The 23,588-nt window shown below is 49.0% G+C and carries 30 protein-coding genes and 1 other annotated feature; of the genes, 14 read left to right on the top strand and 16 right to left on the bottom strand.

Going from position 1 to position 23,588, the window contains the following annotated elements:
• The first annotated feature begins 75 nt into the window (after positions 1–75).
• Together EDM55_RS25330 and EDM55_RS25325 are read left to right on the top strand one after the other, a co-directional pair.
• Complete coding sequence (locus tag EDM55_RS25330) at positions 76–798, top strand: response regulator transcription factor (RefSeq protein ID WP_092267045.1); 723 nt, start codon at positions 76–78, stop codon at positions 796–798.
• The gene (locus tag EDM55_RS25325; protein WP_092267046.1) at positions 799–2,178 is read left to right on the top strand and encodes a sensor histidine kinase; all 1,380 of its coding nucleotides are present in this window, start codon (positions 799–801) and stop codon (positions 2,176–2,178) included.
• 166 nt (positions 2,179–2,344) lie between these two features.
• On the opposite strand, the gene EDM55_RS25320 is transcribed toward EDM55_RS25325, so the two are convergent.
• The 3 genes from EDM55_RS25320 to EDM55_RS25310 form a co-directional block, all read right to left on the bottom strand.
• Entirely contained in the window at positions 2,345–3,685 is a 1,341-nt protein-coding gene (locus EDM55_RS25320; protein ID WP_092267047.1) for a cytochrome P450, read from the bottom strand.
• A gap of 113 nt (positions 3,686–3,798) precedes the next feature.
• On the bottom strand, positions 3,799–4,362 hold the full coding sequence (locus EDM55_RS25315) for a biotin transporter BioY (protein WP_092267048.1): 564 nt from the start codon (positions 4,360–4,362) through the stop codon (positions 3,799–3,801).
• 92 nt (positions 4,363–4,454) lie between these two features.
• Positions 4,455–5,021, bottom strand: coding sequence for a hypothetical protein (locus EDM55_RS25310; RefSeq protein ID WP_092267049.1), 567 nt, complete (start codon positions 5,019–5,021; stop codon positions 4,455–4,457).
• 132 nt (positions 5,022–5,153) lie between these two features.
• Here EDM55_RS25310 and EDM55_RS25305 point away from each other — a divergent pair, with 132 nt between their 5' ends.
• On the top strand, positions 5,154–5,465 hold the full coding sequence (locus tag EDM55_RS25305) for a hypothetical protein (RefSeq protein WP_092267050.1): 312 nt from the start codon (positions 5,154–5,156) through the stop codon (positions 5,463–5,465).
• Between the two features lie 85 nt (positions 5,466–5,550).
• Here the strand turns inward: EDM55_RS25305 and EDM55_RS25300 are convergent, their stop codons facing one another.
• The 5 genes from EDM55_RS25300 to EDM55_RS25280 form a co-directional block, all read right to left on the bottom strand.
• Positions 5,551–6,075 (bottom strand): ankyrin repeat domain-containing protein, encoded by a 525-nt coding sequence (locus EDM55_RS25300; protein ID WP_092267051.1) that lies wholly within the window; start codon positions 6,073–6,075, stop codon positions 5,551–5,553.
• Positions 6,076–6,226: 151 nt separating this feature from the next.
• Positions 6,227–6,496 carry a hypothetical protein gene (locus EDM55_RS25295; RefSeq protein WP_122961663.1) on the bottom strand — a complete coding sequence of 90 codons (270 nt, stop codon included), beginning with the start codon at positions 6,494–6,496 and terminating at the stop codon, positions 6,227–6,229.
• Between the two features lie 142 nt (positions 6,497–6,638).
• Complete coding sequence (yhfH, locus tag EDM55_RS25290) at positions 6,639–6,800, bottom strand: protein YhfH (protein WP_092267053.1); 162 nt, start codon at positions 6,798–6,800, stop codon at positions 6,639–6,641.
• A gap of 183 nt (positions 6,801–6,983) precedes the next feature.
• A complete protein-coding gene (ilvA, locus tag EDM55_RS25285) occupies positions 6,984–8,231 on the bottom strand; it encodes a threonine ammonia-lyase IlvA (RefSeq protein WP_092267475.1) in 1,248 nt (415 codons plus the stop codon).
• A gap of 117 nt (positions 8,232–8,348) precedes the next feature.
• Positions 8,349–8,611: a binding site (T-box leader), on the bottom strand.
• 159 nt (positions 8,612–8,770) lie between these two features.
• Positions 8,771–9,112: a hypothetical protein gene (locus EDM55_RS25280; protein ID WP_092267054.1), complete on the bottom strand. Its 342-nt coding sequence runs from the start codon at positions 9,110–9,112 to the stop codon at positions 8,771–8,773.
• A gap of 162 nt (positions 9,113–9,274) precedes the next feature.
• Between EDM55_RS25280 and rlmD the strand changes: the two genes are divergently transcribed.
• Both rlmD and EDM55_RS25270 read left to right on the top strand, forming a co-directional pair.
• Positions 9,275–10,657, top strand: coding sequence for a 23S rRNA (uracil(1939)-C(5))-methyltransferase RlmD (rlmD, locus tag EDM55_RS25275; RefSeq protein ID WP_122961662.1), 1,383 nt, complete (start codon positions 9,275–9,277; stop codon positions 10,655–10,657).
• A 173-nt stretch (positions 10,658–10,830) separates the two neighbouring features.
• Positions 10,831–11,604, top strand: coding sequence for a hypothetical protein (locus EDM55_RS25270; protein WP_122961661.1), 774 nt, complete (start codon positions 10,831–10,833; stop codon positions 11,602–11,604).
• A 237-nt stretch (positions 11,605–11,841) separates the two neighbouring features.
• Here the strand turns inward: EDM55_RS25270 and EDM55_RS25265 are convergent, their stop codons facing one another.
• Positions 11,842–12,219 carry a carboxymuconolactone decarboxylase family protein gene (locus EDM55_RS25265; protein ID WP_122961660.1) on the bottom strand — a complete coding sequence of 126 codons (378 nt, stop codon included), beginning with the start codon at positions 12,217–12,219 and terminating at the stop codon, positions 11,842–11,844.
• Positions 12,220–12,319: 100 nt separating this feature from the next.
• Here EDM55_RS25265 and EDM55_RS25260 point away from each other — a divergent pair, with 100 nt between their 5' ends.
• The 9 genes from EDM55_RS25260 (at position 12,320) to EDM55_RS25220 (ending at position 18,141) form a co-directional block, all read left to right on the top strand.
• Positions 12,320–12,694 carry a MerR family transcriptional regulator gene (locus EDM55_RS25260; RefSeq protein ID WP_122961659.1) on the top strand — a complete coding sequence of 125 codons (375 nt, stop codon included), beginning with the start codon at positions 12,320–12,322 and terminating at the stop codon, positions 12,692–12,694.
• 99 nt (positions 12,695–12,793) lie between these two features.
• Positions 12,794–13,360 carry a DUF4256 domain-containing protein gene (locus EDM55_RS25255; protein WP_122961658.1) on the top strand — a complete coding sequence of 189 codons (567 nt, stop codon included), beginning with the start codon at positions 12,794–12,796 and terminating at the stop codon, positions 13,358–13,360.
• Between the two features lie 609 nt (positions 13,361–13,969).
• The gene (locus EDM55_RS25250) at positions 13,970–14,743 is read left to right on the top strand and encodes a hypothetical protein (protein WP_092267060.1); all 774 of its coding nucleotides are present in this window, start codon (positions 13,970–13,972) and stop codon (positions 14,741–14,743) included.
• A gap of 247 nt (positions 14,744–14,990) precedes the next feature.
• Positions 14,991–15,674 (top strand): nucleotidyl transferase AbiEii/AbiGii toxin family protein, encoded by a 684-nt coding sequence (locus EDM55_RS25245; RefSeq protein ID WP_246070829.1) that lies wholly within the window; start codon positions 14,991–14,993, stop codon positions 15,672–15,674.
• Positions 15,675–15,736: 62 nt separating this feature from the next.
• A complete protein-coding gene (locus EDM55_RS25240; protein WP_246070830.1) occupies positions 15,737–16,078 on the top strand; it encodes a GNAT family N-acetyltransferase in 342 nt (113 codons plus the stop codon).
• The gene (locus EDM55_RS25235; protein ID WP_122961657.1) at positions 16,075–16,257 is read left to right on the top strand and encodes a hypothetical protein; all 183 of its coding nucleotides are present in this window, start codon (positions 16,075–16,077) and stop codon (positions 16,255–16,257) included. Before EDM55_RS25240 ends, EDM55_RS25235 begins: the two co-directional genes overlap by 4 nt.
• Before the next feature lie 146 nt (positions 16,258–16,403).
• Positions 16,404–16,748 (top strand): YojF family protein, encoded by a 345-nt coding sequence (locus EDM55_RS25230; protein WP_092267063.1) that lies wholly within the window; start codon positions 16,404–16,406, stop codon positions 16,746–16,748.
• A 23-nt stretch (positions 16,749–16,771) separates the two neighbouring features.
• A complete protein-coding gene (gene bshB2 / locus EDM55_RS25225; RefSeq protein ID WP_092267064.1) occupies positions 16,772–17,428 on the top strand; it encodes a bacillithiol biosynthesis deacetylase BshB2 in 657 nt (218 codons plus the stop codon).
• Positions 17,429–17,598: 170 nt separating this feature from the next.
• A complete protein-coding gene (locus EDM55_RS25220) occupies positions 17,599–18,141 on the top strand; it encodes a histidine phosphatase family protein (protein ID WP_092267065.1) in 543 nt (180 codons plus the stop codon).
• Between the two features lie 134 nt (positions 18,142–18,275).
• Here EDM55_RS25220 and EDM55_RS25215 read toward each other — a convergent pair whose 3' ends face one another.
• The 7 genes from EDM55_RS25215 to EDM55_RS25190 form a co-directional block, all read right to left on the bottom strand.
• On the bottom strand, positions 18,276–18,689 hold the full coding sequence (locus tag EDM55_RS25215) for a YjdF family protein (protein WP_122961656.1): 414 nt from the start codon (positions 18,687–18,689) through the stop codon (positions 18,276–18,278).
• Between the two features lie 351 nt (positions 18,690–19,040).
• Entirely contained in the window at positions 19,041–19,439 is a 399-nt protein-coding gene (locus EDM55_RS31175; RefSeq protein ID WP_246070831.1) for a serine hydrolase, read from the bottom strand.
• A gap of 30 nt (positions 19,440–19,469) precedes the next feature.
• Complete coding sequence (locus EDM55_RS31170) at positions 19,470–19,835, bottom strand: serine hydrolase (RefSeq protein WP_246070832.1); 366 nt, start codon at positions 19,833–19,835, stop codon at positions 19,470–19,472.
• Positions 19,836–19,898: 63 nt separating this feature from the next.
• A complete protein-coding gene (locus tag EDM55_RS25205) occupies positions 19,899–20,237 on the bottom strand; it encodes a cupin domain-containing protein (RefSeq protein ID WP_092267068.1) in 339 nt (112 codons plus the stop codon).
• 30 nt (positions 20,238–20,267) lie between these two features.
• Complete coding sequence (locus EDM55_RS25200; protein ID WP_092267069.1) at positions 20,268–21,260, bottom strand: ABC transporter ATP-binding protein; 993 nt, start codon at positions 21,258–21,260, stop codon at positions 20,268–20,270.
• The gene (locus EDM55_RS25195; RefSeq protein ID WP_092267070.1) at positions 21,253–22,248 is read right to left on the bottom strand and encodes an ABC transporter ATP-binding protein; all 996 of its coding nucleotides are present in this window, start codon (positions 22,246–22,248) and stop codon (positions 21,253–21,255) included. Before EDM55_RS25195 ends, EDM55_RS25200 begins: the two co-directional genes overlap by 8 nt.
• Positions 22,249–22,263: 15 nt before the next feature.
• On the bottom strand, positions 22,264–23,583 hold the full coding sequence (locus EDM55_RS25190) for an aspartate aminotransferase family protein (RefSeq protein ID WP_092267071.1): 1,320 nt from the start codon (positions 23,581–23,583) through the stop codon (positions 22,264–22,266).
• Between the last annotated feature and the right edge of the window lie 5 nt (positions 23,584–23,588).

Genomic DNA, 23,588 nt, shown 5'->3' with positions numbered 1-23,588 from the left:
AGGCATTAGTAATTAAATTATTTTGATTGCCTATGCGCGAACACTTATATAATGAAGTAACTGGGGGTAGATCCGGTGAAAGATCATATTTTGATTGTAGATGACAATCTGGAAATCATCGAAATGCTAGAGGATATATTGGAGAATGAAGGATTCGAGGTGTCCACCGCTGAGAGTGGCGAGGATGCGCTCGATTTGTTGAAAAATGGCGAAAAGAAGCCGAGTCTGATTTTGCTCGACATCATGATGCCAAACATGAGCGGCTACGAGCTATGCTCCCAAATTCGCCGGGAATGGGATCTCCCTATTCTCTTTTTAAGTGCGAAAGGGAAGGCTGTCGACAAGGTCGTCGGTTTTGAGATTGGAGCGGACGACTACATCACCAAGCCTTTTGACACCGAAGAGCTGCTGGCTCGCATCCGGGCTCATCTGCGCCGCTATGAACGCATTCGCAAGCATACAGAAGAACAGCCGGAGAAGGAATCCGCCAGCTCGCCTATTACCATGTTGAAGTTCAAGGACCTGGAAATTCATAAAGAGACGTACTCCGTCTACGTCAGCAACCAAAAAATCGAGCTGTCCACCAAGGAGTTTCAGCTGCTCACCTTCTTGGCGGAAAACGCCGGGATCGTCTTTACCCGCGAGCAGATCTACGACCGCGTCTGGGGATATGGCTACGGTTCACTCAACACAGTCACGGTGCATATCAAAAACCTGCGTGAAAAACTGGAGATGGACCGCCAGTTCATCAAGACGCAATGGGGGACAGGCTACGTATTTATCGGGGAGAAGCTCTAAATGAGTCTGCGCAACAAACTGTTTCTATCTTTTATAGGCCTGCTGACCCTGAACATTTTGCTGTTCAAGTTTGTCTTCCAGGACATCATCGTTGATCAGCTGAAAAACGACCGCCACTCGCAGTATCAGTACGAGAAGGACACGGCGGAAAAGGTGCGCCTGAATCAGCTGCTGCGCTCCAGCAATTTCAAGGATCCAACGGAACGACAGGAGTTGGAGAAGCAGCTTCCCGAGGATCTCATGTACCGAATGGTCGTAAAGGATGCGAATGGCAACATCATCTTCAACAAGACCTCGCAGGCATACGACCTGAAAGTACCCGCCCCCTCCCCTGCTCGCCCCTCCCCGAAAAAGGGAGACTTGAAGGTTGTAGCCGAATACCATTTTCAGCAGGAGCCTCCGCTTAAAGGGGAAACAGTCATCTACTTTTACACAGACGACTATGACATTATGGCGACAAAAGGCGTTTCCATGATGCTCTGGTTTATTTACGGAAGCATCCTGCTGGTCGGACTGGTGCTTTTAGCGCTCTTCCTTCGCTGGATATTGCGGCCCGTCAGTGAGCTTTCTCGCGTGACGCAGGAAATACGCGAGGGAAAACGCCTGGTCTCCTTTACGTATCGCTCCCATGATGAGTTTGGGCAGCTGTTCCGCTATTTTGGGGATATGGTGGACGAGCTGCGCTATTCCGAGGAACGCCAATCCGAGCTGATCGCGGCGATTGCCCACGATTTCCGCACTCCTTTGACCACGATCAAAGGATATGCTTCGTATATCGGGACCGGGCGCGTGACCGATCTGGCTCGGATTCAAAAGCAAATGAACAAAATCGAGAGAAAAACGCTGGATCTGGAGCATTTGCTGGACGAGCTGCAGGATTTCACGCAGCAGAGCATCGAGGTACGACTCCATATCAGCCGTATTCACGTCAAAACGTTCATGAAAGGGATCATCGAGGATTATGTGGCGAAGATCCAGGAGGCAGGTCTTTCCTTTCAGTGGAAGCTTCGCGTCTCCAACGAGCTCCACATCGAAGCGGATGAAAACCGCCTGCGCCGCGTCATGGAAAATTTGATCAACAACGCAATTTACTACAACAAGCCAAACGGCTCCGTCCTGATCACCTGTGATCAACGGGAAGGCCATGTCTTGTTTTCCGTGATTGATAAAGGGGAGGGCATCGCTGCAGAGGATTTGCCGAAGGTGTTCACCAAGTTTTATCGGGCGGAAAAATCACGGAATCGCAACAACGGCGGGACCGGACTCGGCTTGACCATCTGCCAGAGCATTGTCCGTCGTCATGGCGGTGAAATCACGGTAAACAGCGAATTGGGGATAGGAAGCAGCTTCTCCTTCACCATCCCCTTCTACACTTCGTAGTTTATTTAGATTTATATCCCGTTAACATATTCTTTATTTTTGTTTGATATAGTACAAGATGTAAGCATGTTGCTTTCAGTGATAAATAACCCCCAGTTCGGTATCTGACACAATGCGGCACATCCGTTCGTGAAAAGATGCCTTTTTTTTGTTTTCAGAACGATATTTACCCTCTTTTTTCCAAACGCATCCGCAAACCGTTTTTCGGACGCAAGGTCACGAGAGGTTCAGGCTCCACGATCTGACCAGGCTCAGCCAGCCTCAGCTGATAGCGCTGGGCAAACGTAGCTAAGAGCAAGGTGGCTTCCATCAAAGCAAAGTTGTTCCCGATACATACACGCGGACCACCGCCAAACGGAAAGAAGGCAAATGTCGGGATTTGTTTGAGCAAATCTGTCGCAAACCGCTCCGGGATAAAGGCATCCGGGTTTTCGTAGAAACGCTCATCGCGGTGCATGACATACTGACTCATCATCAGCGTTTCCCCTGGCTGATACGTGTGTCCCCCAATCTCCACTTCCTCGACTACTTCCCGGTTGATCGTCCACGCAGCCGGATACAGGCGCAGCGACTCGTACACGACAAGATTGGTATACTTAAGCTCCGGAAGATCCTCTACAGCGGGCAGTCTCTCTCCCAGGACCGTCGCCAGCTCTTCATGCAGCTTCTTCTCTGCTTCTGGATGACGGGCCAGCAGGTAGAAGATCCACGACATCGTATTGGCGGTCGTCTCATGTCCCGCGACAAAGATCGTCATGACCTCGTCGCGCACCTGCTCATCGGTCATTCCGGTTCCATCCTCTTCATCACGTGCTGCGAGCAGCATCCCCAAGAGATCCTTCCCTGGCTCATCATTATTGCGCCTTGCCTCAATCAACGAAAAAATCGTTTTATCCAGCAGCTCATTCGACTCCAAAAACTCGCGGTTGCTCCGCGTCGGCACAGAGAGAGGAATATCGATGAAGGAAGAGGCTTTATTCGCGACATAGCGGAGCCCTACATCGATCGCGTGACCGATCTCGGATGCTCCTTCCTTGACGCTTTTTCCAAACATCGTTTCCGTAATGATCGCCAGTGTGACTTTCATCATGTCGTGATGGATATCGCGTACGTCCCCATCCCTCCACTCGGACATGAGATCCACACCTTGCCTGACCATGACGTCCCCGTAAGTCGCGATGCGTTCCCGATGAAAGGCAGGCTGCATCAATCGGCGCTGCCGCAGATGTTTTTTGCCTTCACTGGTGAGAATTCCATCGCCCACTACCGCCTTTGCTACCTGCAGCCCTTTGCCCTTCCGAAAATGGGCTTGCTTGGTGACCAGCACTTCCTTGATATGATCCGGATTGGTTAATAAATAGACATTCCGTTTGGGACCAAAGCGAAACAGCACCACATCCCCGTGCGACTTTGATGCCGAGCGGATAAATTGGAGAGGATTGCGCCGAAACGAAAGCAGGTTGCCTGTAATGGGAAGCCCTTTTGGTCCAGTAATGGTCTCGTTCATCTTGTCCTCCTCGTGTCATAAAGCATGTCATCAATAGTATCCGGCACAAAAAGGAGTTTATGCGAAAAAAAGCCATCCGCTGAAGGGATGGCTTCGAGAGATGATTCTGTTTGTTAGCGGATCGTCGGCTGTTCCATTCGCAGCAGGCGTGTCGCAATCAGGCGCTCTCTGACCTTGATCCCGATGATCGATGCCAGAACAGCTTTGACGACCCCTACCACCACAAACGGGGTAGCTCCAAATGCCACTGCTTTGTCCCAAGGAATGTCCAGGACGAATTTCAATTGGACCGAGCCGCAGATCAGCGTGATTACCATTCCCACGATGTTTGCGATAATGGCATTTTTCAAAGTGAAGCCCACCTTTTCCAAAATAAGACCCGTGGCGTAAACGGTCAGGATAAATCCGAAAATATACCCGCCTGTTTTCCCAAACAAGACTTGCAGACCGCCGCTCGCTTCCGTGAAGACAGGGAGTCCGATCGCTCCCAGCAGGACGTAGATGAATATCGCCAAGGTACCATAGCGGCTACCCAATATCGTCGCGGTCAGACCTACCGCCAAAGTCTGCCCTGTAATCGGGATCAAGGGCAGCGGAATCGTCAATTGAGACAGGACTGCCATAATCGCAGCAAAAATTGCAGATAAAAGAAGCCATCTCAGTCTTTCGTTTCTCATATGTACGAGCCTCCATTTGTTAACCATTTTATAAATAAGGTTAACGAAATAATAATACGCCTCATGAGAAATGTAAATGGCTGTACCAAAATTTATGCTTGTTTATCCAAATAGACTTGGAGCTGCTGCAAAGACTCTATCGTATGATCGATTAAATCGCGAAGATCATCAATATTGCCCTCATCAATTTTCCGATAAAAATCGAGGGTAATCTGGTTGTCTACTCGCTCAGGAGGCCATTCAAATCGACTCTCCTCCATGCGTGCTTTTAACAGATGCGTGATGTACGGGCGATGTCCCCAGATATCGTTGAGCATACTCGTGATCGCTTTCGCCTCTTCCGGAATCTCGCTTTTCACATTCATGGGCAAATGAAAATGGATGCAAATCGTGCAGCCAATCTGGTCAGTCAATGGCTGCTCGAGCTGCTCCGCCGCAATATCGGCAAGTCCAGTACGCAGCTGCATCTGGGCGGTGACTGCCTCCTCTTTCTCTGCTGCTTCCGCCAGCTTGAACTCGATTTGAAACAAGCGATGAAACGTCGCCATATCCATCACATCAGAGCGTCCCGTAATCAAGATCGCTCCTTCAAAATCACGGTCGTATACCGCTCCCTCCAATACAACCCTGATATTGTCAAACACAAGAGGATGAAACATACTTTCCCTCCTTTTTCTCTTTCCTAGAATGCCCGCTTTTCACTCCTTTTGCAAGTGAACAGCTTTCTTTCGTAGCAAAGAGGTTCTACAGAGTGGTAACATGGTGGTGAACCAACCTATGAGGTGACAGCCATGTTTCTTATCGTCATTCTGGTCGTCGTCGCGATCTTCGGAGAAATCATTCACAGGCTAAACCCTTGGAAAAAGCCGGAGCCTGCCTATGAGGACCTGGTAGCCCAGATCAAGCAAGCCGATTGGTACCAGGAGCTGTCACAAGACGCTGCCTGTAAAGAGATTCTGGAAAATGACCCACATGTCCTGGCCTACTACTCCGGTACGTATGAGGCTCAGCGTTTGCTCACCCAGGAGGGCTTCCAGCTCGGTTTGATCGACTACGTCAAAAAACAAGCACAGGACAAAACCAGCGCTCCCAGCACACGATAGGGGAGCCCTGTACAAAAGCCGCTGTGGATGAGTCCTCAGCGGCTTTTGTATGCAGTAGGCTCGAATTTATTTTGTGTATGACTGCTCAGATCGCTCCGTGTTGTCGCAGGTACGCCGCGACCTTCTCGTTTCCTTTTTCCAAAGCAAGGGTGAGTGCAGTATGCTTCCCTTCGTTATTTGCTGGCTCGTTGATCGCAGCTCCGTACGCAAGCAGCAGGCGGATAATCTCGACATGCTCGTCATGGAAGGCTGCCGTGTGCAGACAGGTATGGCCATTGCTGTCAAAGATGTCGGTCTTCGCACCTCGCTCGAGCAGCAAGCGGATCACTACCACATCTCCTTCTCCAGCGATGGCAGCATGCAAGGCCGTATTGGACGGGATATACGCGATTTTGGAATGGGACACGGCTTGTACATTGGCTCCGTGATCCACCAATAAGGCAACCGCCTCTTTATGGCCGAAGTGAGCGGCGTACCCCAATATGGTCAGGCCCTCTTCGTTTTCTATATTAGCAAGTGAGCTGTCTGCCTCTAAAAGCTCGCGCAATTTTGCGAGGTTACCCGTCTGTGCTGCCTGGAACAGTTCCTTTATCATTGCAGCTGTTGCCATTTCCATTTCCCCCCTTTTCCTATCCTCTCGCCCATGGTGAGTCCGAATCCATGGAGAAACGTCTCCCAGCGCTTGTCGGTCATCCATGGTCGCCAACCGAAGCTGTGCTCCTGGCAGCGGTAATTGTGTTTTCGTTTGTTCCCCGAGTGTTTCAAGGGATAGCGTCCCGTGAGTGCTGGAATAAGCGTAAAATGAGAAAAGTAGCCTTCATCCACCCATGTCTGGGCTGCTGCTGCATACAGTTCCTGATACAGCTCTGCGAACTGTCCGCGAATGGTACTTGCCGTTTTTTCCCCGAAAAGATAGCCGACGAGCTCCCCATTTTTATCGCGGCTGTCGCCAAACGGTCTTTTTGATGGCGCGAAGCCAGCAGTTTCGCTGCATCCTCCACCATGTCCGCAGTAAAAGGCAAGATATGCATATGACGCCTCCCTCCACCGATTTCCTGCCTATACTCATTCTGGAAATTCCCTGCTATTCCTTCTGTTCTCATTTCAGGCAAACAAAAGAGGCGTACCCTGGCTTTTCACCATGTGGTACACCTCACATATCGACTACTCGCATTATTTCTTTTGGTGATAGTACTTGTAAGCGTCGTAGCTCATTTTCTCCTGGCAAGTGGAGCATTCGTTTGCGTAGGATTCTGCCTGCTCGTGAATGGTTTCACCGCAAGCAGCACAGCATTTTGCCTCCAGGTTGCGGAAAAAAGAAGTGATTGGCGTCATCGATAAAACCCCCTGTTGTGTTGTTATCTGTATTGTATTACAACAGAGTCTGTTTTATAAAAGTTTGTTATAATACATTACGCCGTATTATCTTTTTCTCACTCCTGTTTTCTGCTGTTTGCTCTTATTTTCGCTGTATTCATACATTTTTGCATTTTCTCAAACTGTTGTAACACAACCGCCTTAAATCAACAGATGAAACAGATATGGATCGTTGGTGATTTCCACGTAGCTGATGCCGTGCAGTTTCATGCGTGCCACGAGTGGCTCGTAGTCTTCCTTGCACTTCAGCTCAATTCCTACCAAGGCCGGTCCGTTTTCCTTGTTGTTCTTTTTGGTGTACTCAAAGCGGGTAATGTCGTCGTGTGGTCCAAGCACCTTTTCCATGAACTCGCGCAGTGCCCCAGCGCGCTGTGCGAAGTTGAGTACAAAGTAGTGCTTCAAGCCTTCATGCAGCAAGGAGCGCTCCTTGATTTCCTGCATCCGGTCAATGTCGTTGTTTCCTCCGCTAATGACGCATACCACATTTTTCCCGGCTATCTGATCCCGGTACAAATCGAGAGCCGCGATGGACAAAGCTCCAGCAGGCTCGACCACAATCGCACTGCTGTTGTACAGCTCCAGGATCGTCGTGCACACTTTTCCTTCCGGCACGAGCACGATGTCATCCAATACACTTTGGCAAATCGACATGGTGAGCTGTCCTACCTGTTTCACTGCTGCTCCATCCACGAACTTGTCGATCTCATCCAGCGTGACGACGTCCCCTTTGTCCAGAGCGGCTTTCATGGACGGCGCTCCTGCTGGCTCTACCCCGATGATCCTCGTAGAAGGGCTGACTCCTTTTACGTAGCTGCCGATCCCTGCTACTAAACCGCCCCCGCCAATCCCCGCGATGACGAAATCCGCTGGCTCTTCCATGTCGTTCAAGATTTCCAGCCCGACCGTTCCCTGTCCAGCCACCACCAGCGGATCGTCGAACGGATGTACGAAGGTACGCTCCTCCTGCAAGCAGTACTTCATCGCCTCCGCAAATGAATCGTCAAATGTATCTCCGACCAGCACCACTTCCACGTACTCGCCGCCGAAGAGCTTGACTTGCGATACTTTTTGGCGCGGTGTCGTCGTCGGCATGAAGATCGTTCCTTGGATTTTCAGGTCCTGGCACGAGTAAGCCACTCCTTGCGCATGGTTCCCGGCACTGGCGCAAACGACTCCCCTCTCCCGCGACTCTTCCGACAGGCTGCGGATGAAATGGTACGCGCCCCGAATTTTGAAGGACCTGACCACCTGCAAATCTTCCCGTTTCAAATAGACATTGCAGCCATAGCGTTCGGAAAGCTGCTTGCTCTTTTGCAAGGGCGTTTTTTCTACCACGTCTTTTAACGCATGATTGGCTACTACTACATCTTCCACTCTGACTGTCTGCATTGTTTTTGGCATATCGATAAAACTCCTCTCTGACCGTTCATTGGTATCTATCCTGTAGGAAAGGATCGGAAACGAAAAAAGCCCCCGCCCTGCCAGCAGCGTTATTCACGCATGGCTGGCTGAGGCGAGAGCATCGCGGTACCACTCAGCAATTCTGCTTTCCTCACGAAAAACAGACTTAAGGAAGTTCAATCGAGGAACTCCCGTCCGGTAACGTGGACGAATCCGTTGTTCTTTACTAAAAAAGGGGCAACCCTCTTTTTCGAGAACACCGCTCCAAGGTGATTTTCGAATGCATGCTGGCGACCATCCTTTCAGCGCGGGGGACGGCTCTCTGAACGCTGCTCACTGCTCCTACTCTTCCTTATCAACGCAATCGTACAAACTAATTCAAATTTTTTCACATTATAAATGTTAAAAGGAACGGTTGTCAAAGAGATTGTGCTGAGCGCACAGTCAGGAAAAGCCGCTTTCTGTGTACGAAAAAAGGATGCAGCTGCCTAAGACAGCTACATCCTCTTGACCTTTTCTTGCAACTTTTACACGGCTTCGTAGATCGCTTCGTAACGCTTGCCGATCTCTTCGTCGTTCAAGCCAGCTTCACGCAGACGGCCGATCAGCGCGTTTGCCCAAATCTCGGTGCGCTGTGCCATTTTCGCGTATTTTTTCGCTTCCTTCGTTTTGCGCTTCGCACGATCTTCCCCGTTGGACTTGAGATTATCGAGGACGAACAGCATGTGCATCGTGTCGTCTTCGTTCAAGTCTTGCCAGCTGTCGTTTAGGAACGCAACCACTTTTTTATAGTATCCGTCAAACTCGTCAAAGGAAATCTCGGTATCCATATTGAGATATTCTTTCATTTTTTCAAATAGCTCTTGCATCTAGCGCCACAACTCCCTCATGAATTCTCCGCATTATTATAACAAAAACATGCCTTGGGAGGAAGTTGCCATTATCTGTGAGGAATGCCTCCCGCATGCATACTCGACCAATATACTCTATAATAAGGGAACAATCCAATGATTGAGGAGAATCGGTAACTAATGAAACCGTATCAAAAGGAACAAGACGCCAGCATCCGCGTCGGCCAGCAGATGACCCTCACTATCAAAAGTCTGGGCATCAACGGCGAAGGGATCGGCTATTTCAAACGCAAAATTGTGTTTGTCGATAAAGCATTGCCAGGGGAAGTCGTGCATGCGCAAGTGACCGAGGTCAAAGAGAAATATGCGCTCGCTCGCCTGCTGCGGGTCGTGGAGAAATCCAAGTCGCGGACCGTCCCACCCTGTCCCGTCTACGAAGAATGCGGCGGCTGCAGTCTGCAGCACATGGACTATCAGGCGCAGCTCGCAAGCAAGAAAGAGATCGTCATCGAATCACTGCGCAAATACGCGCGGTTGGACAATCCACCCGTCGCTGACACCATCGGCATGGACAATCCGTGGGGCTATCGAAACAAAGCGCAGTTTCAGGTGGGCAAGCAGGACGGAAAGCTCATCGCAGGACTGTATCAGACAGGCAGCCATAACCTTGTGAATCTGGAGGGCTGTCAGGTGCAGCACGATGCGACTAGCCAGATCGTACAGGCAGCCAAGCAAATTCTCGAGGAGCTCGGCATTGCGGTCTACGATGAACGGAAGCGGACAGGCGTCATCCGCACCATCGTGGCACGTGTCGCATTTGGAACAGGTGAGACGCAGCTGACGCTGGTCACTGCCACGCCAGACATTCCTCGCGTCAAGGAACTGATTCTAGAGCTGCGCACTCGCCTTCCCCAGCTTGTCGGTATCACGCAAAATGTAAACGCCCAGAAGACCTCACTCGTCTTCGGGGACAAAACCATCTCGCTCTGGGGCAAGCCAACGATCGCGGAAAAACTGGGGGACCTGTCTTTCGCTTTGTCTGCGCGCGCCTTTTTCCAGCTCAATCCCGAGCAGACGAAAAAGCTGTACGATCAGGTAAAGGATGCGGCGCGTCTCACTGGAAAAGAGCTCGTGCTGGATTTGTACTGCGGAACCGGAACCATCGGACTGTGGCTGGCGCCATATGCGCGCGAGGTTCGCGGGATCGAGCTGATTCCCGAAGCCGTGGACGATGCCAAGCGTAATGCGGAGCACAACCAGATCGACAACGCCAGCTTCCACGTAGGCCGCGCCGAGCAGCTGATGCCCAAATGGGCCAAGCAGGGCGTGCGCCCCGATGTCGTCGTGGTCGATCCGCCTCGAACCGGGCTGGACGATGCTCTAATTCACTCCCTTCTGGATGTGACGCCTGCGCGCATCGTGTACGTGTCCTGTAATCCGTCCACGCTGGCGAAGGATATCGCCAAGCTGCAGACGAAGTACAAGCTGGTGAGCGTGCAGCCGGTGGATATGTTTCCGCATACGAGTCATGTGGAGGCTGTGTCGCTGCTAACACTCAAATAACAATAGAAACAAAGGCTAAACTCTCTAGATATACAGAGTTTAGCTTTTCATTTTGATGTACGCCTATTCAAAACTACTCTTCCCACTATCTATCTATCATCTAGCAAGTCCTTTATAATCAATACCACCAAGAAATAGCTGGGATCACCCACGGATCTTTCATGGAGGAAAAAATGTCGGACAATTCCTTTCTAGAAAACGTAAAGCGATTAATCCAAATGCATAGCGAGGGCCTGCTTGGCGGAGAAATCATGCCGGAGGACGCTCTCATTGGGATTGTTCCTGAGTGCGAATTGCCGAACGTGTTGACACTGGGTATGGCCTTAAATTACCAAAGAAATTCATACACGCTCTGGCAATCCATCGCAGCTGCCTATACGGATGAGAGTACCCGTTGGATATTTACACCGCTTGTCGTAGCAAAAAGCAGCATAGATGACCTGCGATTGGCTTTGCTTGAGTACCGCGTCGCCTTGCAACCTAATCGCCATCCGGAAATTTGGAAATCCGTCTCATCGGGGATTGCTCGCTCTTCATCGAAGGGTGACGTTGCGGGATTGATGGAATCTGCTCACTACGATATTGCCTGTTTAAAGAGCATGATGCAGACAACGCGCAAATCAGAATTTCCGTATCTATCCGGACCGAAAATTTTTAATTACTGGCTGTACGTCATGGAGACCTATATAGGGGTGAAGTGGCAATCCCGTGAGTTGATTACCGTCGCTCCTGACACTCATATTATGAAGGCTACAGTGAAATTAGGGTTATGCACTTCGGATGTACTGAATGGAACTGCAGACGATAGGAAGCTGGTTGCGGAAGCATGGGAAAAAGCACTGAAAGGCAGTGGTTTGGCTCCCATTGACGTCCATACTCCACTATGGCTATGGAGCCGGGCAGGGTTTCCTTCCCTAACTGCTGAATCTCTCTTCACGACATCCTGACAAAGGATATTGTCAAGCTACAGGTGAAGTACAAGTTGGTAAGCGTGGAGGCAGTGTCGGTCTTGGTCAGGAAAGACAAATCGTGGAGATGTATTGGCGAATATAAGTAAAGAGGGGCGCCACCCCTCTTTTTTCATGTCATCGTGATTTATGCAGCCTAGATATGAACTGTATGCATCTGATGAAGCCTTTCCAAATGCCATTTCCTCCGAATAATTGGCGTAGGCTTTACCTCCTTCATTCCTTTCGTTCTTGAAAAACACGTTTCGCTACAAAAATAGCATTTAGTACGCGTGGAAAGCCAGTGTAGGGAATACAATGCGTGATCGCTTCCACGATCTCTTGAGGGGAGAGCCCCACATGAAGAGCCGCGTTAATATGAACCTCTAGCTGTGGTTCGCATCCGCCTTGTGTGGTTAAGGAAGCGAGAGTAACAAGCTGCCTTTGCTTGAGGTCCAGGCCGTCTCTGGAATAAATGTCTCCAAAAGCAAATTCAACAATATACCTGCCAAGGTCAGGAGCAATGTCTTGCAAAGACTCTATCACCTTCTCCCCGCCTTCCCCGTCAATTTCCATTAGCTTTTCCCAGCCACGTTGATAGCGCTCTGTAGTCATATTTAGCCTCCTGTAAGTAAATGATCAAAATCGGTTCTGATGTCATGCTACACGTTCGAGCGCACTCTAAAGCAATGCTTTTTCTGTTATAATCAGTCTCATGAGCAAACAATTTACTATTCAGCAAATTTCGCAAATAACCGGACTAACCGCCCATACTTTGCGTTACTATGAGAAGATTGGTTTACTGGACGGCGTAGCGCGCAATGAATCCGGCTATCGTAAGTACAGGGAGTCTGATCTTCTATGGATAGATTTTTTAATCCGATTACGGGAAACGAGAATGCCCATCAGCGAAATGAAACAGTTTTCCGACTTACGGAGTCAAGGAAAAGCTACCATAAAGGAAAGGAGAACATTGTTAGAACGTCATCAAAATAAAGTAACGAAACAAATAGCAGATCTAAAAGAGAATTTGCTCAAAATCGAGCATAAAATCGCCCACTATAAGGCGTTAGAGGAAGAAGACATTTGAACATTCCTTACAAGTTCACTCCTACCGCTCAGTGACCGACAGATATGTATAGTTCGAATATGAACCGAGAGTAGCCTATTTTGAGGGGGACGATTTGAAATGGCCAATCATAGTAAGGAGCTGTCACCGGAACAAAGCCAAGAACTACTCCAAACCTTGAAAACCCGTTTTGAGAAGAACAAGAACCGCCATCTGGGGCTTGAGTGGGCTAGCGTGCAAGCAAAGCTCGAAGCTCATCCGGACAAGCTGTGGTCGCTCCATGAAATGGAGAGAACTGGCGGCGAGCCGGATGTTGTTGAATATGATGCCACGACAGGTGAATACGTTTTTTACGATTGCTCAGCGGAAAGCCCCAAAGGACGCAGAAGTGTTTGTTACGACCGGGAAGCACTGGAATCACGGAAAGAGCATAAACCACAAACGAGTGCGATTGAAATGGCAGCTGCCATGGGCATCGAGCTTTTAACCGAAGAACAGTACCGGAAGCTACAGATGCTGGGAAACTTCGATTTGAAAACCTCGAGCTGGGTCATTACCCCAGATCGTATTCGCAAGCTCGGCGGTGCCCTCTTTTGCGATCGTCGCTATGACACTGTTTTCGTATACCACAATGGAGCAGAGTCTTACTATGCTGCAAGAGGGTTCCGCGGCTTGCTGAGGGTCTAAAATTTGCTTACTCACGGCTTTGTTCGAAAACACTGCATGCCCAATGCGATGCAGTACCTACGATTGGAAAGGAAGTTTGTAGATAAAGCTTATAATGGAAACAGACAAGGGCTATGATTAACCTCCTTGCTCTTGCTGCTTCCGGTATGTTTTAGTAATTCACATCTGCGTATCCGGCTTTGTTCCAAATTGTCTTTTAGCAAAAGGACAGAGCCTGCGCAGCTTGATCTAATGCAGCCTCGCAAAATCAACGACTGCAGGTATTTATTCCTTTGCCAATCTTTGCTCCAATATTTAATCATATCTATAATCTGCACATGAGCCATCCTATCCCCCATATCATAATCTACTTTCTCCTTTCCCCGCTTTTGTATCAATACTGAGTTTCTTGCTTAACGCACTTTATGTCTATAACGTTATTTTTTTCTACTCTTATAAACTCATGATTCCTTTTTATTCGAGTTGGAACTGACTTTTTAAATAATGTATTCACATTTTAATTTCTGCATACGTTTGGTGTGAAATTCCTCAATAATTTAGTTATAATTTTATAAAAAACGTCTACACTTAAATGTATATGTGTACATTTTTTACAATGAGGTGATTTTAGTGTCGGACACAGAAAAAATAGATTTCAATCATATCAAAAAGACTTTTTTGAATGCCCTCACTCTTCTTGGCCAAGACGAGGAAGAATTTTTTCAACTGATTCGACGATATCCGAATATAACCCGAGTAGAAGATCTACTACTAGCAATTAAAGATGAAAATGAAAAAAAGCAAGAAGAAACGCTTTATCCAGATATCATAGCAGTGTTTCGAAAATACAATGGGATTGTTAATTCAAGTATTCTTAAACTATATAAAATTAATTACTACCAACTTAACAAACTTATAGAAATGGAGAAGATTTTCAAACTAAAACGTGGAATATATGCTCTCAAAGATATGAATTACATTGTCAACGAAGTAGTTGAAGCAGCACTTCTTGTACCGAAAGGGGTCCTATGTCTTTATTCAGCCCTTGCCCATCATGAACTAACTACCTATACTCCAAGTGAATATAATTTTGCAATATCCAGAAAGGAGAGAAAACCTATTCTTCCGGATTATCCCCCGATACGGCTATTTTCTTATGATGACGATACTTTTGACGTGGGGATTGAAAATATTGAAAAAGATGGGCATATAATAAAAATATATGATTTGGAGCGAACAATTTGTGATACTGTAAAATACAGGAATAAACTTGATGCAAATGTCGTAAAGGAAAGCTTGAAAAATTACTCAAATAGTAGAAAAAAAAGTTACACGAAGCTACTTACTTATGCAGATAAAATGAGAGTAAAATCTATCCTATATAATTATCTTGAGGTGCTATAGTTGACCACAAATGTTGCTGCTTCAATTATTGATAGACTGAAGACTGTTGCGAGAGAAAATAAAAAAGCATTTAATGTCATCTCAATTCTTTATTATCAAGAACGTTTTTTAAAACGATTATCAATGTCCAGCTATAAGGATAATTTCATCCTCAAAGGTGGGTTGTACTTATATTCCGTAACACAATTTAAATCTAGACCAACGAGTGGATTTCTCAGGCCGTAGACTAACTAATGATGCAAATGCATTGGTAAAAATCGTCACTTTTATATGCCAATTGCGCCCTGATGACGTTGATGATGGGATTATCTTTCACACTGATCAAATTATATTTGAAATTATTAAAGAAGATGCTGAATATGAAGGTGTTCGAATAAAAATCCCCTGTTCGCTCGGGAAAATGAGGGAAGTGCTGCAACTCGATATAGGTTTTGGTGATTTAATCGTACCAAGTCCTCAAACGATAGACTTCCCAGTTCTTTTATCCACTATGGAGAATCCAGAAATATTGGTATATACAAATGATTCCGTTGTAGCAGAAAAGTTTGAAGCAATGATATCTCTTTCCATAATTAATAGTCGTATGAAGGATTTTTTTGATATCTACACGCTAGCCCGCACCTCTGAATTTCAAGGTCTTCATTTGTACGAAGCTGTATCTGAGACTTTTAAACGAAGACTCACACAAACTGAAAGAGATCACATTCTATTCACTGCTGAGTTTTATACGGATAGCCGTAGAGTAGCTATGTGGGAAGCATTTATAAAGAATTTAAAGCTTGATAATTCGCCAAATTTTCAAGAAGTTATGGAACTCATTTATACTTTTTTAAAACCAATTTATGATCATGTACTAGCTGAAAATGAGTATTTTGGTTGCTGGAATCAACACTCTTTGAGTTGGCAGGATGGACAGATTACTGTCCTTTAAACAATGCATATGCGAGGGGATTTTTCTCATCATCCGGGTAATCTCGGGATGGGGGAACTACCATGCAGAGATGGCTGAAAATGTCTCTTGCCAACTCTCTCTACTCTCTCGTTGTCCAAAACGAAGGAAACGTGGTTGGAATGGGACGGATCGTCGGTGATGGGGCGATGTATTTCTACATCCAAGACGTAGCTGTCCTCCCTGAATATCAAGGAAAAGGAATCGGCAAGCAAATCACGGACAAGCTGCTCGCCTACATCCAGAATACCTGCGCGGGGCCAGCGTTTGTTGGGCTTTTCGCAGCACAGGGAAAAGAAGAGTTTTATCAGCGGTTTGGTTTTATGGATCATTCCCCAGACATGACAGGGATGTTCCTAGTGATGGAGAAGGCTACCTCTTTATGAATCGAAATCTGCCAGATCCTCGCCAAGGTGGCTTGGGTCACGCTGAGCTTCGCAATGTGAGCAGCATCGAATACTTGCATGAGCCACTCGATGTCATTCGCATGAGATGCTTCGGGCAAACTACGAACAAGGGCCTTCCTATCACATTTGATCGCTATTATGTAAAAGGAACTGCTTGAAATGACTTCGTCTCCTTGCTATCTTTTTCGAATGTTGCTCATTTCCACACTTCTGCCCTCGTTCTATCTTGACATCGGGGAAGAGGTTTTCTAATGTAAGGGAATGTAAGACCGCTGTTCCATAATTAAAGATAGGGGGCACCATGATGCAGCTTATCATTCCAACGGAAGTACAGCGAAGAATAGACAATCTGAAGGATCAGGATCTGTACATCCACCTAGAAATGACGACGGGAGCGTATGCCGCCCATTTTGATAGCTCCAAGCATCCTGCAGCAAACTTCATCACGAACGCGATCATTCGCTTTTCACACGGCTCGATCTCTGGCAATGGCCCATTTCGAGTAGGTTTGAAAATGGAGCAAGGCTGGATCTACTCCGAAGGCTTGACTCATTTTGAAGAGAGCGAAGCAGAGAGATTGATCTTGGCTGGGCATGACAGTCAAGGCAAGCTGGTCGTATCGTTGCAATTAAGCCGTCAGCCCTTCTAAAGGAAGAGGAGATGAAACATTCTATGGAACGACATATTCTTGTGGTGTTGCCTCATCCGGATGACGAAGCGTTCGGTTTGTCCGGAACATTAGCCAAGCATATCAAAAATGGGTCGCAAGTGACTTATGCCTGCCTGACCTTAGGTGAAATGGGACGCAATATGGGCAATCCCATTATTGCCTCGCGGATCACACTTCCGTCCATCCGCAAGAAAGAGCTACAGGATTCCTGCGACGCTATCGGCATTCAGGATCTGCGCATGCTCGGATTCCATGACAAGACGATTGAATTCGAGGATCAAGACCTTTTGGACTCGCGGATCGATGCCATTATTAAGGAAGTAAATCCTTCCTTGATCTTCACCTTCTACCCGGGCTATAGTGTTCACCCCGACCATGATGCGACGGGAGCTGCTGTCGTTCGCACGGTTGGCAGAATCCCAAAAGAACAAAGACCTCCTGTATACTGCTTGGCCTTTGCCAAAAATCTGGAGGAAGGCATCGGTCAACCGAACGTCTTTAACGATGTAAGAGAGTTTTTGCCTCAAAAGGTTCAATCCATTCTCGCACACCGCTCCCAGTTCCAAGTAGCTGAGCTGCTCGACGAAGTGGATTACACTTCCAAAGAAATTGTTGACCGTTTTGGCACAGAGCGCTTCTGGATTTATCCATTCGATTAATCGATTCATCGCGCAGAAGTTTTGAACGAAATGACAGAGCCTACGAGAAGCCTTTTGAAGGAATTTGCTTTGGTACTTCCCTCCTGACTGGGTGATCCAAGCTTCAAGCCTTTCAAGAGGCTTCTTTTCTGTATCGAGAACGCCAACCGAAAAAAAGGAGCACGCCCTTCATGAAGCATATTTATATCGTTCGTCATTGCCAGGCGACGGGACAAGAACCCGATGCCCCCTTAACAGAACGTGGGCAGCAGCAAGCCGTGCAGCTCGCCTCCTTTTTCGCTGAAACAGCGGTTGATTCCATCCTTTCCAGCCCCTTTGAAAGAGCGTATCGAACTGTTTCCCCGCTGGCTGAAAAGCTCGGCTTGAAGATCGTGACGGACGAGAGACTGACAGAAAGAGTCCTGACTGGACAAAACCATCCGAACTGGCGCGAAATGCTGCGGCAAACGTATGACGATTTGGACTTGTGCTACGAAGGCGGCGAATCCAGCCGTGGCGCGATGGAGCGAGCTTCTTCGGTAGTAAGAGAAGTCCTCGAAAGCGAGCACACCCATACCGTCATCGTGTCGCACGGCAATCTCATCTCCCTGCTGTTGAAGCATTTTGACTCACGGATCGGATTTCCTGAATGGGAGTCCCTCTCCAATCCCGATGTGTACCACCTTTCTTTTGCGAGTGAACAGCCAGCCATCGCGCGGATTTGGCGGGAATGAGGCTCGGCTGTGAATCTGTGCTCCTATTTGGCGAGGACGACCTGCTACCGCTGCTCTCCACCTCACGAAAAGAGCCTGGTCACGACTTTTCCATCGTGATCAGGCTTCTCGTGGTTTCTTGTCTTAGCAAAACGTTATTTCCCGCGGTGCTTGGCTTTCGCCTTTTGCACCTTGAGCTCCCGCTTGCGTTCCTTCAGCTCTTCCTTTTGCTGACGGGAATCGACCTGCTTCTCTTTCTTCCGCTTTTCATACTCCAGCCGCAACGCTTCCTGAGCGTAAGAGGAAACACCTCTTTGCTCCATTTCGCGTGACACCTGCCTGGCAAGACGTTTAGGATTGATCCGCCGCTCCGTAATGCCGTACCCTGACTCCACACTCTGAGATAAGCCTTCCGTCAGATGATCCAGCTGTCTCCAGACAAACTCCAGAATCTCCTGATCTTTCGGCTCTGCCCCAAACAAATGCTTGCCAGCTTTCACTTTTCCTTGAACGTACTGCTCCACTACCCCTACCCAAAATTGACCGTCGAAGAACACCGTCAGCTTCATACGAAAAACTCCCCCTCTGAAAAATGACGAGAGCGACGGACATCCCGAGGGGGGAAGGTTACTGACACGTACATGTGCGGATCATCATGGCCATGCGCCCGGACTACCAACCGGACTGTGTTTTTTCGCGCTCGCTTGAATCGATTGGATTTACGCCTTTATTGTAGCACCAGATCCCTTTTTTTTCATAAACGCATGGCTGTTCAATAATCGAAGAGGCCCACTGACGTATCGAGCGGCACTTTCTCCAACGGATCGTACACTTCGAATATGCGCAGGCGCGGCTCCTCCTTCTCGCCATGTAACACTATATGAATCAATGCGTTGGCATAGTATGAAGGGAATGCGTGTCTAATTCGAAAGGGCTTGATAGGCAGTGGTCCAAAAATCGGAGAAGACTCGTGGTGGCTCAGGAGATTGCATCATCCGCTGTGTCATGAGGATGCCTACCATGTTCTCTGCAGGATCGGTATATCCGGATGTGCCCACCCCACCGTCCCAACCAAATCTCCCTGGCGTCGACCACAAGCTGTTCCGGCGGATGTTAACGCCCATGCCAAGCCCCCAACCGCTATGGTCCTCAAAGAAGATATGGGCCTGCTCTTTTTGCTTCTGCGTAAGTTGATCCGAGGTCATCAGCTCAACAGTTGAAACCAGTCCGCCACCACCCGATTCAAACGCTGGATTCGCCCAACGACTCTCTGTCGAGCCGTCATGGACGACGAGCTCCCCTGTTCCTGGCTTGACCATCATCCCAAGGGGGGGTAAAAAGTCGTTCTTTCAAAATTTTTCCAGCGTCATACCAGAAGCACGTGAAAGGAGTACACCTAAGATATCTGATCCCGTATGGTACATCCACGACTCCCCTGGCTGATGAACGAGCGGCAAGCTGGACAGCCTACTCATCCATTCATCTGGAGCAAGTATGGGCGGGTTTGGTCCTGGAGCAAGCCCTGCAGCTTCTATCGCTTTTTGGATGGGAAAGCTGCCAGGAGGTGCTATCACCGCTCCAATCCCTAAGCGAAATGTTAGGAGGTCACGCAGTGTAATCGAGCGCTTTGCGGGTACAGTATCATCCAGTGGTCCATCGATTTGTCTCACTTCTCCCTTGCTCTCTCCACCGATAAATTTCTTATCGATATGCAAACAAAAACAGTGCCTACCAGGTATTCCCGATAGACACTGCTTGCCCGTTACCCTCTTTAGATCTTACGAACGCCTTACCAACGCCCACACCAGAATGCATTCTTCTTCACCATCGTTGTAAACGGCGTGCGCCTCGCCGGCAGGGATCAACGTCGAATCGCCTGCTTGAATGCGATGCTCTACTTCTCCAATAGTTGTCACCATCGTCCCTTTGACCAGAATCGAATACTCGTCCTCATCATGCGGCGCCAAGCCTTTGACGGGAATCCGTGCGCCTGGCGGAATCGCCACAATGCCAAAGCGGGTTTTGCCATCCTCGATGCAGTCAAAGGGAAGCATCGTTTTCAATACGACATCAGGCACTGCCTCTGCCTGTACTGCCTCACCTCGGGCAATCAGCATCTCCTTCACTCCTCTCCATTCTCTTTTGCTCTATGCGTACAAATGGCAAGCCACCAGCTGACCACTGCCCACCTCTTTTAATGGCGGAATGTCTGTTTTACATACGTCCATACAGCTCGCACACCGCGTGTGAAACGTGCAGCCTGATGGCGGTTTTGCAGGGCTAGGTACATCTCCCCGCAGAATGATCCGCTCCTTTTTGTCCCCCGCCACCTCAGGAACAGCCGACATCAGTGCTTGTGTATACGGGTGAAGAGGGGTTTCAAACAGCTTTTCCTTTTCCGCCAGCTCCACAATTCTGCCCAAATACATGACTGCTACCCGATCCGAGATGTGGCGTACCACGGACAAATCATGCGAAATAAACATGTATGTCAGCTTGTACTGCTCCTGCAAATCCTGCAGCAGGTTAATGACTTGCGCCTGAATCGAAATGTCGAGTGCCGATACAGGTTCGTCCGCGATAATCAGCTGGGGCTGCAAAACGAGCGCCCGTGCAATTCCGATCCGCTGCCTTTGGCCACCGGAAAATTCATGCGGATACCGCTTGGCGTAGCTCCGATTCAGCCCGACGTTGTCCAGAAGCTCCAGCACGCGATCACGCTGCTCTCCCCGCGAACCGATTCCGTAGACGAGCATGGGCTCGATCAGGGTACGCTCGATCGTCCAGCGTGGATGCAGTGACGCGTATGGATCCTGAAAGATCATCTGCATGTCCCGGCGAACAGCTCGCAGCTCACTTGGGGCGAGAGAGGTCAGCTCTTTGCCTCCAAAGCGAATCGAGCCTTCCGTTTCCTGAAGCAATCGAATCACCAGGCGCGCCGTAGTGGACTTGCCGCAGCCTGACTCTCCCACTATCCCCAGCGTCTCCCCCCTCTGAATAGAGAAGCTGACGCCATCCACTGCTTTGACTGTGCCTACCGTCGAGGAGAAAACTCCCTTTTTGATCGGATAGTGCTTCTTCAGGCCGCTCACTTCGAGCAAGGTCTCCGTACCCGCAGCCGCTTTTGACTGATTAGGCATGCTGCTCTCCTCCTCCCTCGCTCACAAGCCAGCAGGCAGCCTCTGAAGCTGGTCCCGCTGCAAACAGTCCTGGCTTCTCCCGGCGGCAGCGGTCCATGACATGGGGGCATCGATCTGCGAATCGGCAGCCCGCTGGCCACTGCAGCGGCGGTGGCACCTGCCCTGGGATGTAATTCAGTCGATGATTGCCTTTTGCATTTTTCGGCAACGAAGCAAGTAACCCCTGAGTGTACGGATGCTGGGGACGATCCAATATCTCTCGGACAGGTCCCTTCTCCACGATCATCCCGGCGTACATCACGATGACATGGTCGCACACCTCAGAGACAACCCCCAAGTCGTGGGTGATCAGCATCATCGACATGTTGTGCTTGAGCTGAAGCTCCTTCATCAGCTCCAGGATTTGCGCCTGGATCGTCACATCCAAAGCGGTGGTAGGCTCATCAGCGATCAGCAGCTCGGGATCGCAGGCCATCGCCATCGCAATCATGACACGCTGCCGCATGCCGCCAGAGAGCTGATGGGGGTAATCCGTGATAATTTCTTCTGCACGCGGAATCCCCACCATCTGCAAAAGCTCAATTGTTCGGGCTTTTCGTGCCGATCTCCCCAGCTTGGTGTGAATTTTCAGCGCTTCCGAAATCTGATTGCCGACCGTATAGACTGGATTCAGCGATGTCATGGGTTCCTGAAAGATCATGGAAATGCGATTTCCGCGAATTTCGCGCAGCTCCTTTTTTCCGAGGGAGATCAGGTCCTTTCCTTTGAACAGGATCTGTCCGCCACTAACCTGACCGGGCGACTTGATCAGTCCCATGATGGAGAGGGACGTGACACTCTTGCCACATCCCGACTCGCCGACCACGCCAATCGTCTCGCCCTGTCTGATCGAAAAGGTGATTCCGTCTATGGCATGAAACGATTGCCCCTGCGAACGGAAGGTGGTTCTCAGGTCCCTGACTTCCAAAACAGGCTGTTGGCGCTCCATAGTCCCCTCCCCCTTTTACTTGGCTGCTTTTGCGATCGCTACCTGTTGCAAGCTCTCGTCCATATCTGCCACGAAGGATTCCAAGATCACATCGTCATGTGCCATTGAAATGGCATGATGCAAGAGGTAGTTGGGCAGGCAGTAAACCTGCTTTCCGCTCAAATGACTGATGAATCTGGCGTAATCTGCCTTGTCGGAGGCCTGTGCCTCTCGGTAATTCGCGATAGGCTCGTCGGTAAAGTACCAGTGGAAATGACCGCCGCGTCCTTGCATTCTCGCCGCGATACCGTGTTTTTGTGCCAAACGGTCAAATTCGCTGATCAATTGACTCGTCCGGGTCTGCAGGGTTTCAAACACGCGTTTTTCCTTATACAGCTCCATGAACGCCATGGAAGCAGCGAGTGATACCTGATGGCCATTGTAGGTCCCGATAAAGGAGCAGGTCCCTTTGCCTGGTGTCACCGTTTCGAAGATTTTGGCTTTTCCAGCAACCGCTGCCAGCATGTAGCCATTGGCGATCGCCTTCCCGAATGTAGCCAGGTCTGGCACGACTCCATAGTGCTGCTGCGCTCCACCCTCACTGTCCCGGAAGCCTGTCAGAAGCTCATCAAAGACCAGCACGATGTTCAGTTGATCACACAGGCGTCGCAAGCCCTGCAGATACTCCTTTTTGGCCGGAATATAGCCGATGTCGATCATCGTAGGCTCAATGATCAAAGCAGCAATCCGATGCTGATTGGCCGTCAAAAGCTTCTCTGCCGCAGCCAAATCGTTAAACGGCAGTACCAGCGTGGTTTCCACGACCTCTTTCATCAATCCGGTCGTGCCGGGCAACGAATTCGGTGCAGAATGATCGCCAGCCAGATTCATATCCGGCCACGTGCTGACGTAAACCGCATCATGCCAACCATTATAGGCTCCCTCGATGACCGCGACGTGCGGTTTTCCGGTATAGGTGCGGGCCATCGTCATCGTGTGCATGGTTGCTTCCGTACCAGTATTCGTGTAACGCACCTGCTCCGCCGTCTTGACCAGAGACAAAAACGTTTCCGCTGCCTGGACACTCAGCTCAGTCTCAAGTCCTGTCACAATGCCGCTTGTCATATAGGAAGCCATTCGTTCATTAAAATCCTTGTCGTTATGTCCGAGAATGATGGCCCCGTTGCCCATGACTACATCCAAGTATCGGTTGTTGTCCAGATCCCAGATATAGGCACCTTCCCCCTTTTTATAGTAAAGCGGATGGGGAGAACGAAAACGAGAGTTGGAATGAACGCCACCTGGCACGGATCGATTTGCAGTTTCATAGAGTTCCTTCGATTTTGTAAAATCCATGTTGA

The organism is Brevibacillus centrosporus (assembly GCF_003710815.1).
Classification (GTDB): Bacteria; Bacillota; Bacilli; order Brevibacillales; family Brevibacillaceae; genus Brevibacillus; species Brevibacillus centrosporus.
The sequence above is the reverse complement of the archived record's forward strand: the minus strand, read 5'-3'. Positions and strand labels throughout refer to the sequence as shown.

Excerpts from the sequence above, each read along its gene's own strand:
- yhfH (WP_092267053.1), bottom strand. The coding sequence starts at position 6,800 with ATGACGCCAATCACTTCTTTTTTCCGCAACCTGGAGGCAAAATGCTGT.
- EDM55_RS25325 (WP_092267046.1), top strand. The coding sequence starts at position 799 with ATGAGTCTGCGCAACAAACTGTTTCTATCTTTTATAGGCCTGCTGACC.
- EDM55_RS25220 (WP_092267065.1), top strand. The coding sequence starts at position 17,599 with ATGAAGCATATTTATATCGTTCGTCATTGCCAGGCGACGGGACAAGAA.
- EDM55_RS25230 (WP_092267063.1), top strand. The coding sequence starts at position 16,404 with ATGCAGCTTATCATTCCAACGGAAGTACAGCGAAGAATAGACAATCTG.
- bshB2 (WP_092267064.1), top strand. The coding sequence starts at position 16,772 with ATGGAACGACATATTCTTGTGGTGTTGCCTCATCCGGATGACGAAGCG.
- EDM55_RS25305 (WP_092267050.1), top strand. The coding sequence starts at position 5,154 with ATGTTTCTTATCGTCATTCTGGTCGTCGTCGCGATCTTCGGAGAAATC.
- EDM55_RS25235 (WP_122961657.1), top strand. The coding sequence starts at position 16,075 with ATGAATCGAAATCTGCCAGATCCTCGCCAAGGTGGCTTGGGTCACGCT.
- EDM55_RS25320 (WP_092267047.1), bottom strand. The coding sequence starts at position 3,685 with ATGAACGAGACCATTACTGGACCAAAAGGGCTTCCCATTACAGGCAAC.
- EDM55_RS25240 (WP_246070830.1), top strand. The coding sequence starts at position 15,737 with ATGCAGAGATGGCTGAAAATGTCTCTTGCCAACTCTCTCTACTCTCTC.
- EDM55_RS25280 (WP_092267054.1), bottom strand. The coding sequence starts at position 9,112 with ATGCAAGAGCTATTTGAAAAAATGAAAGAATATCTCAATATGGATACC.
- EDM55_RS25270 (WP_122961661.1), top strand. The coding sequence starts at position 10,831 with ATGTCGGACAATTCCTTTCTAGAAAACGTAAAGCGATTAATCCAAATG.
- EDM55_RS25310 (WP_092267049.1), bottom strand. The coding sequence starts at position 5,021 with ATGTTTCATCCTCTTGTGTTTGACAATATCAGGGTTGTATTGGAGGGA.
- EDM55_RS25205 (WP_092267068.1), bottom strand. The coding sequence starts at position 20,237 with ATGCTGATTGCCCGAGGTGAGGCAGTACAGGCAGAGGCAGTGCCTGAT.
- EDM55_RS25215 (WP_122961656.1), bottom strand. The coding sequence starts at position 18,689 with ATGAAGCTGACGGTGTTCTTCGACGGTCAATTTTGGGTAGGGGTAGTG.
- EDM55_RS25200 (WP_092267069.1), bottom strand. The coding sequence starts at position 21,260 with ATGCCTAATCAGTCAAAAGCGGCTGCGGGTACGGAGACCTTGCTCGAA.
- EDM55_RS25265 (WP_122961660.1), bottom strand. The coding sequence starts at position 12,219 with ATGACTACAGAGCGCTATCAACGTGGCTGGGAAAAGCTAATGGAAATT.
- ilvA (WP_092267475.1), bottom strand. The coding sequence starts at position 8,231 with ATGCAGACAGTCAGAGTGGAAGATGTAGTAGTAGCCAATCATGCGTTA.
- rlmD (WP_122961662.1), top strand. The coding sequence starts at position 9,275 with ATGAAACCGTATCAAAAGGAACAAGACGCCAGCATCCGCGTCGGCCAG.
- EDM55_RS25300 (WP_092267051.1), bottom strand. The coding sequence starts at position 6,075 with ATGGCAACAGCTGCAATGATAAAGGAACTGTTCCAGGCAGCACAGACG.
- EDM55_RS31175 (WP_246070831.1), bottom strand. The coding sequence starts at position 19,439 with ATGGTCAAGCCAGGAACAGGGGAGCTCGTCGTCCATGACGGCTCGACA.
- EDM55_RS25295 (WP_122961663.1), bottom strand. The coding sequence starts at position 6,496 with ATGCATATCTTGCCTTTTACTGCGGACATGGTGGAGGATGCAGCGAAA.
- EDM55_RS25260 (WP_122961659.1), top strand. The coding sequence starts at position 12,320 with ATGAGCAAACAATTTACTATTCAGCAAATTTCGCAAATAACCGGACTA.
- EDM55_RS25195 (WP_092267070.1), bottom strand. The coding sequence starts at position 22,248 with ATGGAGCGCCAACAGCCTGTTTTGGAAGTCAGGGACCTGAGAACCACC.
- EDM55_RS25315 (WP_092267048.1), bottom strand. The coding sequence starts at position 4,362 with ATGAGAAACGAAAGACTGAGATGGCTTCTTTTATCTGCAATTTTTGCT.
- EDM55_RS25255 (WP_122961658.1), top strand. The coding sequence starts at position 12,794 with ATGGCCAATCATAGTAAGGAGCTGTCACCGGAACAAAGCCAAGAACTA.
- EDM55_RS25190 (WP_092267071.1), bottom strand. The coding sequence starts at position 23,583 with ATGGATTTTACAAAATCGAAGGAACTCTATGAAACTGCAAATCGATCC.